Raw genomic sequence first — 13,906 nt, forward strand, 5'->3', positions numbered from 1 at the left:
CAGGCGTCCCGCGGGCAACGTGGCCAACGTCCGTATGTCGACCTGGTCGCAGTCGATGCGGAGGAGATCCTGGGAGTCGCGTCGCTTCCGTCGTACCTGTACCCGGATGCACCGGACGCCGACTCGGCCGACCGGCGACTGCACGGCCTCGGATGGTCGGAGCCAGGGAAACCGACCCCTGATGGGACGGTCATGGACTTCGTGCTCGATGCCGCCCCCGACGAATCGGACTACCTCGCCACAGTCGCTGTCGCCACGTTCCGAGAAGTCTGGAACATCCCGCACCCGTCGTTTCTGACCGCGTGGGCCGTCGGTCAGGGCGCGAACAACGACGGGCCGGTTTCACTGGCCCACGCCAGCACCTCGACCGAACACTCGACGGTGCCAGACCCTCCTATCGGGCTCCGCTCGCTGCACGCATGGTGCGAACTGGTCGGCGCCACGGTCGATCCGTCCACTGTGCACTCAGTCTGCGGCGAGGACGACTTCGACGATCTGCGTCGTCACGCAACTGCGCAAGGACACTACTGCGCGGCGAGGTCGATCCAGTACTCACGCGAGGGTTCACGGGCTGCAGCGCGAGTGTGGAGGCAGCAGGCACGATCATGGAACGACACGGCAGAAAGCCTTCGCAATGCTGCCGCGGTCAACCACAACTCCTCGTCACGGGATAATCGTCCGGCGAAGTCCGCTGGCGCGTAGAACCTGGCGGTCGACCCCTGCCCGCACGGCTTCCTCGGTCCCGATTATTCGGACGTGCTTCCGCGCCCGTGTGATCGCGGTGTACAGCAATTCGCGAGTAAGCAGCGAAGACGCGTGTTCGGGCAGCATCACCGACACGGTGTCGTACTGGCTGCCCTGGCTTCGGTGGATCGTCATCGCGTAGACCGTCTGCACAGAGGACAGCACGTTCGGATGCACGAGCAACGGCTGTGTACCACGCTGGAATGCAGCCATCAGCGAGCCACCTCCGGTGTCGACCACGACACCGGTGTCGCCGTTGTAGATTCGCGCCTCGTGATCGTTCGCCGTGACGAGCAACGGTTGCCCCGGATACCACTGAGCTGGGTCGAGAAACGCTCCCGACGACTCTCCTACCCACTCCATCGCGCGGCGTGCCCAGGTCTGCACTCCGTGAGGCCCTTGGCGGTGGGCGCACAGCAACCGGTGGGACTCGAGACCCTCGAGAGCTCGAGCTGCGTGGCCTTCCTTGGCTGCTGCGGTCACCGTGGTTGCCGTCGTCAGGATGTCGCGGTGAAGTGCGGTGAGGTCCGTCGGCGAATGGAAGGACAATTCGTCGTGGTCTCCCTGCAGCAGATCCATCACACGATCCGAACGGCCGTCCCGAACGGCGATGGCCAGTTCGGCTATCGTTCCTCCGAAACGCCGTCCCCGGCTGAGGCGCACGACGCCACTGCCGAGTCGTTCCCGTTCCGCGGGTGACAATGCGGCCTCGTTCGGATCGTCGTGCGCGTCGAGGTCGGTGACGATCAATGCCTCGAGTTCGGGGTTCGGTGCGCTGCGCACAGGTCGCGCTACCAGATCCGCGAGTACCGCGCCGGCGTCGACGGACGTCAGCTGATCGGGGTCACCGACCAGTATCAGTCGGGTCTCCGGACGGACGGCCTCGAGCAACCGGCACATCATCGTCAGCGAGACCATCGACGTCTCGTCGATCACGATGACGTCGTAGGGCAGTCGATTCGACGCGTTGTGCCGGAACCGGCTCTTGCTCCCCCGCTGCCACCCCAGCAATCGATGCAGAGTCATGGCGACGAGTCCCGGCGGCAATCCGAGATCGCTGGACTGTTCGGTCACCGATTCCTGCAGGCGCGCGGCAGCTTTGCCCGTCGGTGCGGCCAATCCGATTCGGATCGACGGACCGAGTTGGCGCGCGAACATCGCCAGTACCCGCGCAACGGTATGTGTCTTTCCGGTGCCGGGCCCACCTGCGATCACCGCAGTCCACGACGTTGCGGCCAGTGCGGCAGCAATGCGTTGTCGGTCGGGGGCCGCTGTCGGTTGGCCCGAATCGTCGACGAACAGGGTGCTCAGCAGCAAGCGCACTGCCTCGGTGTCGAGGTCCGGATGGGTAGCCTCACGGGAGTCGAGGACCATCCGAATAGTTCGCTCCTGCAGGAAATATCGGTCGAGATAAAGAAGCTCGCCTTCGTCGGTGTCGACCAGCCTCAGTGGTTTGAGGGGCCCACGCTGGCCGCCGGTCACCAGTGGGCTCGCGCGGAGCGCGCTGAGCACCTCGGAGAGTTCCGGCCACGGCAGCGCATCGATGTCGACGTCCGACTCCTCGTCGACGGTGACATCGCGTAGGCGTCGCAAGTCCAGACACACCGAGCCCGACCTGACTGCCCGGACGGCGAGGGCAGCCGCGAACAACACTTCCTCGGACGTCTCACCGCCGAGCGCACCGAGTCTCAGTGCCACATGTACGTCCGCGGCGGCGAGAATCCCGACTTCGTTGAACGTCTTCAGCTTGCCGCGGGCACGCTGTACCAGCTGCGATTCGATCATGCCCCCTCGATCCCGGCGAGCAAGTCCGACACTTCGGTGACGAGCTTCGACGGTGGATGCCAGTCGAACACACCACAACCCGGCGGGGTGTTCGGCCCGACCATGCCCCGGACGAAGTGGTACTGCACGCCACCGGGATGTAGTTGCGGGTCGTATCCCGGCTGGCGCCATCTGAGGTAGCGGTGCAATGCGACCGCATACAGAAGAGCCTGCAGTGGATAGTGCGAACGCAACATCTCCTGCGCCATCCGATCCCGGGTGAAGTGCATGACCGTCAGGTCTCCGCGGGATAGTCGGTTGGTCTTGTAGTCCACAATGACGTACCGAGGAGTGGAGCCTGCGGAATGACCATCTGAGCCAGGAGTGGAGCCTGCGGAATGACCACTGGGCTCAGGAGTGGAGCCTGCGGAATGACCACTCGAGATGCGCAGAACGGAGTCGATGCTGCCGGTGAGATAGCCACGCAGCGGCTGTGATTCGAGGATCTCGAGCTGGTCTGCGTACGGACGGAGTACGTCGTCGATGGGGAGGTGCTCACGCAGCAGCCCGGCGATTGCTCGCAGGGTGACGGCTCGCGATACCGGGTGATCCCCGCCCGCCAGGGGCAGTTCGAAGTCCAATTCCGCGAGGTGATCGGACGGCGCGATGTCTGCGAGTGTGCCGAACCCCAACGGTGTTCGGAGTACCGGGAGCAGCGCGGCAGCCAGCGCCCGCGGATCGATGTCCGCCAGCCGCTCCCCGATGGCGTCGGTGCATCTGCGCAGCAGTTCCGATTCCAGGTTCGGTGCCGCCGTGTCGAGGTGTTCGAGTATCTCGTGCACGAGGGTTCCGAACGCAGCGCCCGCAGGCAGACCGTTCATCGGTGACGGGATGCCGTCCAACTCGTCGTCGATCGGGGGTGCTTCGTCCGGCTCGTCGTCTTTCTCTGGGCGTTCAGGTTCGCTGGTGACACCGGGCCCGTCGTGCGCGGCTGCCGTCAACGCGGAGTACGACGTCCGACGCCACAGCATGTCGAGTGAGCGGCGGAACGACGCTGCGTCCAGCTCTGTCTCGGTGCTCTGGAGGTATTTCTCGATCGGGCGTGAACGCGTCGCACCGCCCTGCTCGACAGAGATGAGTCCACCGGCCGGTAATGCCCACGACTCCAACTGGCGAACAGCAATGGCGTCGTCGGGCACCTTGATCTTGTCCTCCGGCTGCACAGAACCCTTCGCCCTGCCGAAGAGCAGTCGGTGAAGCGGCGAGACAGCAGTGGAGTAGGAGGGCGCCCACCACAGCACGACCTGGCATTGCGCACGAGTCAGTGCGACGTAGAGCAGACGGAGCTCCTCCCCTGCCTCCTCGGCGTCACGCACCAACTTGCGCGCGGCGTATCCGTTGCCTGTCCTGCCACCGACATCGAGGACTCGCCTGCCGTCCTCGTCGTGCAGCAGCAGAGTGCTCGGGTACGGATTCTTCGCGGCGTCCCACGCGAACGGAACGTAGACAACCGGGAATTCGAGCCCCTTGCTCGCGTGCACAGTCGCGATCTGGACAGCCGCTGCGTCGCTGTCGAGCCGTCGGCTGCGGTCGGTCACACTTCCGGATGCCGGATCCTCGACGCGGTCGGTCAGCCAGCGCGTCAGCGCACTCGGTCCGAACGATTCTTCGACGGCTGCGCGGTTGAGGAGTTGCGCGAGGTGTCGAAGATCGGTCAGCTGTCGTTCGCCGCCGCGTTGACCGAGTAGTCGCGCTTCCAGGTTCGATTCTGCAGCAACCTTTTCGAACACCGCAGCGAATCCGGCCTGCGCGAACAACACAGCATAGTCGCGAAACAGGGTGCTGACTTCGGATACCGCGTCGTCGCCGCGGTCGTCGAGTGACTCGGCCGTGTATCCGAGAAGCGGCGTCAGTGCGGCGAGTCGGACGCGATCGCCGCGATGTGGCTGTTCGAGTGCGTGCAGAAACCACAGCCACTGCATCGCACTCGGCGTTTCGAAGACGCTCGACCCACCGGCGAGAACCGAGGGAACGCCTGCCTGATCGAGTGCTGCGCGAACCAACGCGATCTGCGCTCGCGTTCGAACGAGGACGGCGACGTCACCAGGTGTCACCACGTCTGCATGGCCTGGCAGGGTCAGCCCGGTGGCGGATTCGAGCAGCTCGACGATATCGGCGGCGAGATCGTCGGCGACACGTTCGCGGAGTGCACCTACGGCAGGAAATCCCGACTTGTTCAGCGGCCCAGCACCGGTTCGAGGAAGGGTGCGCAGCCGCAGCGGTGGCCGATCGGACATTCGCGACGAGGCTTGGGTCGAACCTACTGGATGGGCAACGATGTCCTCGTGTCCCAATGCGGCTCCCGCGTAGACGGTTTCGAGCGCTTTCAGCAACCCGGCGTCGCTACGCCAGTTCGTGGTGAGTTCGAGGTGGCGGTCGGCTAGCGCTACGGCGTCGAGATAGCTCAGGACCTCGGCTCCGCGGAATGCATAGATGGCCTGTTTCGGATCGCCCACCAGTAGGAGCGTCGACCTGCCGTGGAACGCTCGCCGCAGGATGTCCCACTGCAGCGGGTCGGTGTCCTGGAACTCGTCGACGAGCACCACCCGGAACCGGTCACGGACACGTGCGCAGGCGGATTCGCCGTGGACGGGGTCCAGTAGCACTCCATGCAACAGGCTCAACAAATCGTCGAAATCACGAACCCCAGCGGATCGCTTGCGTCGCCCGACTTCTTTGCGCGCCTCGGTCGCGAAGAGCACGCGGCTGCCTGCCTCGGTCTCCTCGTCGGGCTCTGGAACGAGCTGCGCCTGCCGATCACGCACGGCTTCGCGGGCGACCTGCCGTGCGTCGGACGGACCGATCGGAGGGCCGAAGTCCGAACGCCCGTACTGCCGCAGATAGATGTCGTCGACCACCTCGTCGGTCACGTCGTCGACAGCTTCGACGAGGATTGCTTCGGGTTCGCGTTCGCCTGCGATACCAAGGCCGTCGAGCATGCGCTGACAGAAGCTATGGGTAGTCGCGATCGTGCCCGAGTCGAATTCCGACAGAGCCCGCGTCAATCGCACCCGGCGCAGGGCAACCTCGTCAGCTGGTGCCGCCGCCAGGTGACGGACCAACGGATCGGTCGAGTCCGAACTCGCGTCGGCCAACGCGGCCTCCACCTCGGCGAATCGGCTTCGGGTCCGTTCGCGCAACTCCTGGGTGGCCGCGCGCGAGAATGTCACCAATAGCAGTTGCGACACCTCCGCGATTCCTTCGGCGACATAGCGGGTGGCGAGACCGACGATCGCGTAGGTCTTGCCGGTTCCCGCACTGGCCTCGAGCACGGTGGTCCCGGTCGGCAGAGGTCCGAGAAGGTTGAAATCGGTCATGGCTGACCCTCCGTCTCGGCGTCGAGCAATGGCGCCCAGAGGCTGCACGCGAGTATCCCGAACAGGGTGTTTTCCTCGCCCCACCGGGGATATCCCTCGCCGCCCGGTGCGCTGCTGACGTCGGCGAACGGCGCGGCCGGGCCGTGAACGTAGGCGATGCTTCGGTCGTGGACATCGCCGAATTTGTCGGACCACTGCTTCTCCGCCGCGTCCATCGACTCGCGCAGAGGCGTGCCACGAAAGCGTCGCTCCGCGTAGGTTGCCGACGCAGTCGGCCCGACCGGTAGGACCTCGGACAACCCCAGATCACGGAGTTCGACGAGCTTCTCGAGCTGAGCCAGCGCGTCGACCGGGGCCGTGATGGTCGATCGCCACGCTGCACGACGCCCGGTCCCACGGCCTGTGGTTACTGCCTGCCACGTTCGCGAATCGTCCTGGGACTGTAGGGCGAGCAGCCGCACCCACGCCGCCAAACGATGTTTCGGGGCAAGGCGGGAATACGACGTGCGGGCGATCGCCGCGCCGTGAATGCCGGCAACAGTTCCTGTCACTCGCCGCCCGGACGGTAGGCCCCCCGAGATGTCGCGCACCTGCGCGGGACCGGCGTGTACCTCACGCGAGACATCGACGAGCGCCTCCACTGCTCGGGTGATGTCCTGCAGCTGCGTCTCCCCGAGCTTGAAGGGAGGAAGCGTCCCTCGGCGCCATTCCGCCGCACGGAAGTCGGCGATGTCGGTTCCGCCCAGTCGTTCGACCAGCATGCGATCACCGATGTCCCACTTCTGCAGGCCATCCAACTCGACAGTCAGCGAGTCCGACACGTCGTCTCCGGCGTCGGGAATTCGAATTCCGAGCCGCTGCCGCAAGAACGCTGCAATCGGATGCTCGACGAACGCAATCAGATCGCTGAGCTCGACATCATCGGCCGGCGACGCGGGCAAGGGTTTCGGAAGGAATGCGGGCGATGCAACGGGTTTTCTCTCGCTGGCGCGAGCACCCGCGAGCGCAGCACGGTCGTAGCTGAACGGACCGTCTGGATCGAAATTGCGAGAATCGAACGGCTGCAACGGATGCCGGGTGACTATGTCGGCGTCTGCGGTAGCGCGGACGACGTCGAGCAGTTCGCTCAGCGGTATGGCCGGAGGCTTCACTGCGCCGGACACCGGATCGGCGCCGGTATAGAACAGCAACAGTTTCTCACCGGCCGACATGACCGCGTCGAGCAGCAGTTGACGGTCCTCGCTTCGGACGTCACGCTCCCCGGGGGCGGGGTCGCGCGTCAGGATGTTGTCACCGTCTTCGCTGCCCGCGCGAGGAAATATCTCGTCGTCGAGGCCGAGCAGAACTACCACCCGATGCGGCACCGACCGCATCGGAACCATCGTGCACACCGTCAACTCACCGGTCCGGAAATTCGCTCGTGACGGTCTACCTGCCAGTGCGTGGGTGAGCATCGCGCGTACGTCGGCAAGTCGGAGTTCGGACTCGTCGCCGTGCCGGGTCGCCTCTTCGATTTCGCGAAGTGCTTGTGCCCGTTGCCACGCAACTGCCGTACTGGTGTCGGTCAGCAGGTCGAGCGAGCGTACAAGCGCGGTCCGCCACTGTCCGACGGTCTGAGGTCCTTGCAGATCACGTACGACTACGGCAAGTCGATCGATGAACTCGGCGAGCCTTCCGGTGAGATCGATATCGTTTCCATCGACGTCGTCGACGGGCAATGCCAGATCGAGCCACTCGTGCGCGGTCTCGTCGGCAGCAACACCGAGTAGCAGCCGGTCCACTGCGAAATTGAACGTGTTCTGCGCAAAGTCCCCGAGGCCGAAGCGCGTGCGCTGACGAGAATTGATACCCCACCGTGCGCCGGACACCTGGGTCCATTCGCGCAGCCGCTCCAGGTCGTCGTCGCCGAATCCGAAGTGAAGGCGAACCGGTTCCGATGCAAGCAGATCCAGTACCTGGCTGGCCGTCACACGTCCGACCGCCAGATCGAGGAGCGTTGCTACCACCGAAAGCATCGGGTTGGTACGGCGGAGCCCCCGATCAGCGAGCCGCACTCGAAGTTCGTGGCCGGGATGCCCCAGGCCGCGCTGACCGAATGTCGCCCGAATCAGCGGCGCATACGTTTCCACATCCGGGCACATGACGAGCACGTCTCGCGGTTCGAGCGTCGGGTCCGCGTCGAAAATGTGCAGCAGACACTCGCGGAGAACCTCGACCTGGCGTGCAGATCCGTGGCACGCGTGTACGGCGATGCTTCCATCGGGTTCGGCAGCCTTCGTCGGTGGCCTCGCATGCATGATGTCCGACTGGATACGGCCGAGAAGTGTTTCTGGAGATGGCTTTTCGTTCTCCACCGTGTGTACCGTCGCGACTGCAAGTCCGAGTAGGCGCGTCTCGAGTTCTCGGACGTCGCGCGCAAGAGAAGACAGCAATGGATGTTCCAGGGAGACAGCAGAACCGTCGTCGCGACGTCGGACAGTAGTCGGCCGATCCGACAGCTGATCCCACATGTGCGTGCTGGGGTGCGGAATCCATAGGTGCACATCGCGATGCCGGGCGATAGCGGAGACGACGCGAAGCTGATCGGTTGTCATACGAGTGGCGCCGAAAATCGACAATCTCTCCGGTAGATCACTCACTATCGACGGATCATTCTCCAGTGCAGCACAACTGACCTCGAGACGTTCTGCAGGACTGGGATGACCGATGCGGGCCCGAACAGCCCGCCACAGTTCGGCTTGCCAACGCAGGTCCGCGGGGAGTGGCCCTCCGAGCCCATCCGTGTCTCGTCCTGCTGCCCACTCGGCGAACATCGACGGACGGTCTGCTCCGTACGCGCGGAACAGATCGGCCAGGTGCGACGCGGTGGACCACCGTCGGCCTGCGCGGTGTTCGTCCGAACCGTGTCCGAGGTGTGTGGCCAGAACCGAACACCACGGCTCGTTCATCGACTCGTCGACGACCGCCAGGATCGTCCACAGCATTCGCCCGCGGGACCATGGTTCGTCTGCCGGGTCCAGATTCTCCACTGCCGACAGAGCGCGTCCGACGAGTACCGTGGGCGACGGAAAGTCGATGTTGGCCGAAATACCGTCCGAACGTGCGCTACCCGCTCCTTCGGTCCCGAGAGACATCGACAATGTCTGCGTCAACCAGCGTTCGACGCCGCGAGCCGGTACCGAGATCACCTCGGGGGTGAACGCGTCCGCCAGAGGGGTTGCCAACACATCGGCCAACGCCGTTGCCAACGCGCTCGCACGTGCCGCGCGATGAACCCTCAGCACCAACTTTGCTCCCCCAGCACTCGTACGAAAGTTCGATCACCTGACCCTACTCGAGTCGACCGACACGTCTCGCCCGCCAACTCACCCATTGCGAATGAACTCCACGCAAAGCCCCGTTCGTCCCGGCGACACGCTGGATGATTCCACCATTGACCCAGGCGATACAGGCGGTGGAACAGTGACTACAGATGTACTCGTTGCAGGAGCAGGACCGATCGGACTGACGGCGGCGATAGAGCTTCGACGACGGGGCATCGACTGCCGCATCCTCGATCCGTTGATCGAACCGCCGCAGTATGCGAAAGCGGTTGGGATCCAACCGCGGACGCTCGAGGTCTTCGAGAACATGGGCGTCCTGAAATCAATCCTCGACGCTTCGACGATGATGCGTGGACAGATCGTCTTCGAGAACGGGGTCGAGGTCGGGCGAATCGAGCTGACGCTTCCACCCGACGTTCCCTACTGGTTCGCAGGCCTCCCTCAATACGAAACCGAGCGCGTCCTCACCCAGCGGTTGGCCGAGCTCGGAACCGTCGTCGAGCGCGGAATCGGCCTCGTATCGTTCGAGCAGGACGACAAGGGCGTGACGGCAACCCTGAGTGACGGATCGACGGTCGTCGTCGACTACCTCCTCGGCTGCGACGGCGCCCACAGCGTCGTCCGCAAGAACCTCGGCCTGACGTTCGAGGGTGGGGCGTTCGCCGAGGGATACATGCTCGGCGACGTCGAGGTCGACTGGTCCCAACCTCCCGGATTCGGCATTCGAAGCACCCACAAGGCAGACGACGGTACCGCCGACGACGCGCTGGTGGCGATACCTCTTCCCGGCCGCGGTCGATACCGAATGTCGATGCTCGTACCACCCGAACTGACCACCCCACCCCCGAGCTCCGGCGATGGAATCGTGCACGGTTTCACCGCGGGCCCCGCTCCCGAGCTCCACCACATACAAGCCGTTCTCGACCGCCTCTCCCCCGAACCGACCACGGCATCGAACTTGAGGTGGTCGTCGGTCTTCAAAATCAGTCACCGCATCGTCGACGCCTACGGCCGAGGGCGCGTGTTCGTCGCGGGCGATGCCGCCCACATTCATCCGCCGACCGGGGCACAGGGCATGAACACCGGCATCCAGGACGCGCACAACCTCGCGTGGAAGGTGGCCCTGGCTGTTCGTGGCATCGCGGCACCCGGATTGACGGACACGTACGACGCCGAGCGCAGGCCGGTTGGAGAAGCGGTCGTCGGGATGACGGTGCGCAATGCCCGAGAAGGCATCGGCGCCGGTGAGAGCTCCTTCGAAACCGCGATGCGTCGTCAAGCGCAGTTGTTGATCTCGTACCCGCCCGGGCAACTCGTCGGCACCGTCGACGAGGCGTCGACCTCGGTTCAGCCCGGCGAGCGGGCGCCGGATGCTCGGGGGCTGCGTCGGGACGTCGTGGCATTTCCGCTGCGTCTGTTCGAGCTGTTCGCCGGGGTCGATCACACGCTGCTTCTGTGGTCGGACGGTGACGTCTCGAAGGCGGAGGAGCTGGCCACCCACGCTGTCGATGCGGCACACGGCTATCTCGACGTGTACCTGGTGGTTGCCGAGCACATCGATTCGACGCTACCCGTCATCGTCGACGCCGACGGTGAGTTCAAGGCGGCGTACGGGGTCGAGGGCCCGACCGCTCTCGTCGTGCGCCCGGACGGCTACCTGGGATTCCGGCAATCACCGGGTACCGCCGCGGAACTGGTCGGCTACCTGAAAGGCACGTTTGCCTGAAATGTGCCGGGCGATGAGTTTCCCTTAGTTCGAGATCGATCGCACGTTCGGTCACCGTCAGGCGCCGCATCCAGACGGCGGTACAGGGAGTAGTGTCAAGTAAGTGATGCCACTCCTGACCAGTCGACGGTACGTCGACCTACGTTTGCAGGCCAGCGCTATCTGTCGGTGACCGTTTCGACCCGACGTCACATTCTCTGATTCGAGGGCGTTCCTCGACTTCTCTTCTTTTTTCGAAAGGCATGTTCATGTCTGCGCCCAGCGCTACCCGTAGTTCCCGTGTGCCCACGTGGGCAACATCATTCGGGCCACAAATCGTTGCCGGGTTGATCCTCGGAGTCGTTCTCGGTCTCGTCGCGCGGTCGATGCCCGACGCGGCCGACGGCAGCGACAATTGGCTGATCGGCACTGTAGCGACAGTCGGTTCGAGCTACGTCAAGCTACTGACGGTGGCGGTAGTTCCGCTCGTCTTCACTGCGATCGTGTCCTCGATCGCGAACCTTCGTCAGGTCGCAAACGCTGCACGCCTGGCGGTCCAGACCCTGTTGTGGTTTGCCATCACCGCATTCATTGCCGTGATCATCGGCATCGTCATCGGGCTGGTTGCACAGCCGGGCTCGCGGACCGGCGTCGAAGCCACGGCCGCGAAGGACCCGAGCAGTGTCGGGTCGTGGTGGTCGTTCCTGACCGGGTTGGTGCCGAACAACTTTCTCGCGCTCGGATCGAAGACCTCGGTGGCAACAGAGGTGGTCGACGGCACTGCTACCAGCACCGCAACAACGTCGCTGAGTTTCAATATTCTTCAGCTTCTCGTGGTCGCAGCTGCAATCGGTATCGCTGCCCTCAAGATCGGGGACAAAGCCGAACCGTTCCTGACGTTCAACGCGTCGCTTCTCGCGATCGTCCAGAAAGTGCTGTGGTGGATCATCCGCCTGGCACCCATCGGCACCGCCGCGTTGATCGCCAACGCCGTGGCAACCTACGGATGGGATGCGATCGGCTCACTCGGTGTGTTCACCGTCGCCATCTACGTCGGCCTCGCGATCGTGTTCTTCGTCGTCTACCCCATCATCGTTCGTACACATGGGCTTTCGGTACGCCAGTTCTTCTCCGGCGTCTGGCCGGCCACTCAGCTCGGATTCGTGTCGCGCTCGTCCATCGGTACTCTTCCGCTGACCGAGCGTGTCACCGAGCGCAACCTCGGCGTGCCGCGCGAGTACGCGTCGTTCGCAGTCCCACTCGGTGCGACGACGAAGATGGATGGTTGCGCCGCAATCTATCCCGCGATCGCAGCAATCTTCGTCGCACAGTTCTACGGCGTCTCACTGACGTTCACGGACTACCTTCTCATCGTCGTCGTCTCGGTCATCGGATCCGCCGCGACGGCGGGAACAACTGGCGCAACCGTCATGCTCACCCTCACCTTGTCGACGCTCGGCCTGCCTCTCGCGGGCGTCGGCCTACTCCTCGCGGTCGAACCGATCGTCGACATGGGACGCACTGCGGTCAACGTCACCGGCCAGGCTCTGGTGCCGACGATCGTCGCCAAGCGTGAGGGGATCCTCGACGAGGTTCGGTACAACAGCCCCCGAAACGGAGATCCGTTCAGCGACGACGAGGAAGTCGACCCTCCAGCCGCAAAGGAGCCGCAGTTGTCCAGTTAGGCAATTGGTCTCGCTCCGTCGGACCTCGCCCCCGGTGACCGAACGACTCATTCGGTCACCACCACGACCCCCCGCGCACCTTCCAGCCCACGCGCAAGTTGCAACGCGCGCGTGGGCTGAAAGGTGCGCGGGGAGGGAAGCGGACACCGGTTCCGGGCGCGCCGATGAGAGCCGACGGTGCAGGGCAGCCGTTAGGCTGACGGTCATGGGATCCAAGGGACCGGCAAGTCGCGGACAGAAGCGAGCAGCAAAGACCAAAGCTCGTCAACGGCGTCAGCAGTCCGGGCCGGCCGGCAGCCACCATCCCACGTTCCCCGCCGGAGTGCTCGAGAATTTCGCCGAATGGCTCGTCGGACGCGACATGGGTGAGCATGCCGACCGCGTTGTCGGCCTCGTGCGCACCACGCTGACGCAGATCGACCGCGCGAACCCAGGTTTCTCGGTGACATCGTGGACCCCGAACGATGCTCACTTCATCGTCGACGCAGTCGAGCGGATCGAGGAATCCGACGAGGAGAACGGCGCGGCCGCTGCGACAAACATCGTCATCACGTTGCTCGAGTTCTTGACGTTCCTCGACGAGACGGATACCTGGACCGGGACCGACGAGGACTTCGCGCACTGCATGGAGGACCTCACCGACTTCATCGACAACGACCCCGACGTCTTGGATCCGGAAGACATCGAACTGCCTGCCGTCAGTGAACACGACGAATTGGCTGCTCTGTCCGCGCTGCCGCTCATCGCCGGTGTCGCAGAACTTGTCTCGCGTGTCGGAGCACAGAGCCTTTCGGTTTCCCAGATCCCCGAGCTCGCCTCCGCACTCGAGGACACTGACCACGCGCACAAGGATCAGCCCGCGGACATCGCCACGCTCGACTTCTGGGCAGCAGCGTTCGCCGCTGATGTTCTCGAGTCGGACGGAACCGACGTCGTTCCGGGATCGGCCGTCGACGGATTCTCGTCGAAGTCGGTCGAGAACCTGCGCACCGTGGTGACCCAACACATCAGGCATCAGCTCAGCCTCAGCGAGGTCGACATCTCGATGGCCCTGTCGAACACCTTCGCGATACAAACTCTGCTCGCCGCAATGACCGAAGACCTCCCCCTCGACAACGCCGACGAGGATTACGACGGCCTCGAGGGCGAGGATCTCCGCACAGCTCAGCTGATCGACTACCGCATTCGCTCATTGCAGGAGCAGGGAATTCTCGTGCCAGTGGGCGACGCCCTCACCGTGCCGATTCCGCTGCGCCCTGCAGTCCACGCCGGCGTCTCTCTCGCAGAACCCTTCGGCGACTACGACCC

The 13,906-nt window shown here is 64.4% G+C and carries 7 protein-coding genes; 4 read left to right on the forward strand and 3 right to left on the reverse strand.

The genetic code is table 11. The annotated features are described in order from the left end of the window. Positions 1-702: TY-Chap domain-containing protein (locus tag A2J03_RS31040; protein ID WP_068373982.1), on the forward strand; the 702-nt coding region annotated here is incomplete at its 5' end. Here A2J03_RS31040 and recD read toward each other — a convergent pair. The 3 genes from recD to recC are packed head-to-tail and all read right to left on the reverse strand — an operon-like array spanning position 664 to position 9,169. Next, on the reverse strand, positions 664-2,529 hold the full coding sequence (gene recD, locus A2J03_RS12270) for an exodeoxyribonuclease V subunit alpha (RefSeq protein ID WP_068373987.1): 1,866 nt from the start codon (positions 2,527-2,529) through the stop codon (positions 664-666). The two genes, A2J03_RS31040 and recD, sit on opposite strands and share 39 nt — an antisense overlap. Beyond that, the gene (locus A2J03_RS12275) at positions 2,526-5,885 is read right to left on the reverse strand and encodes a UvrD-helicase domain-containing protein (protein ID WP_068373990.1); all 3,360 of its coding nucleotides are present in this window, start codon (positions 5,883-5,885) and stop codon (positions 2,526-2,528) included. Before A2J03_RS12275 ends, recD begins: the two co-directional genes overlap by 4 nt. Beyond that, complete coding sequence (recC, locus tag A2J03_RS12280) at positions 5,882-9,169, reverse strand: exodeoxyribonuclease V subunit gamma (protein ID WP_068373992.1); 3,288 nt, start codon at positions 9,167-9,169, stop codon at positions 5,882-5,884. Before recC ends, A2J03_RS12275 begins: the two co-directional genes overlap by 4 nt. A 178-nt stretch (positions 9,170-9,347) precedes the next feature. Between recC and A2J03_RS12285 the strand changes: the two genes are divergently transcribed. The 3 genes from A2J03_RS12285 to A2J03_RS12295 form a co-directional block, all read left to right on the forward strand. Continuing rightward, complete coding sequence (locus A2J03_RS12285; RefSeq protein WP_068373994.1) at positions 9,348-10,934, forward strand: FAD-dependent monooxygenase; 1,587 nt, start codon at positions 9,348-9,350, stop codon at positions 10,932-10,934. Between the two features lie 248 nt (positions 10,935-11,182). Beyond that, on the forward strand, positions 11,183-12,598 hold the full coding sequence (locus A2J03_RS12290; protein ID WP_068373995.1) for a dicarboxylate/amino acid:cation symporter: 1,416 nt from the start codon (positions 11,183-11,185) through the stop codon (positions 12,596-12,598). A gap of 205 nt (positions 12,599-12,803) precedes the next feature. Then, positions 12,804-13,906: hypothetical protein (locus tag A2J03_RS12295; protein ID WP_231912497.1), on the forward strand; the 1,103-nt coding region annotated here is incomplete at its 3' end.

It is taken from the genome of Rhodococcus sp. EPR-157 (assembly GCF_001647195.1).
Lineage (GTDB): Bacteria > Actinomycetota > Actinomycetes > Mycobacteriales > Mycobacteriaceae > Rhodococcoides.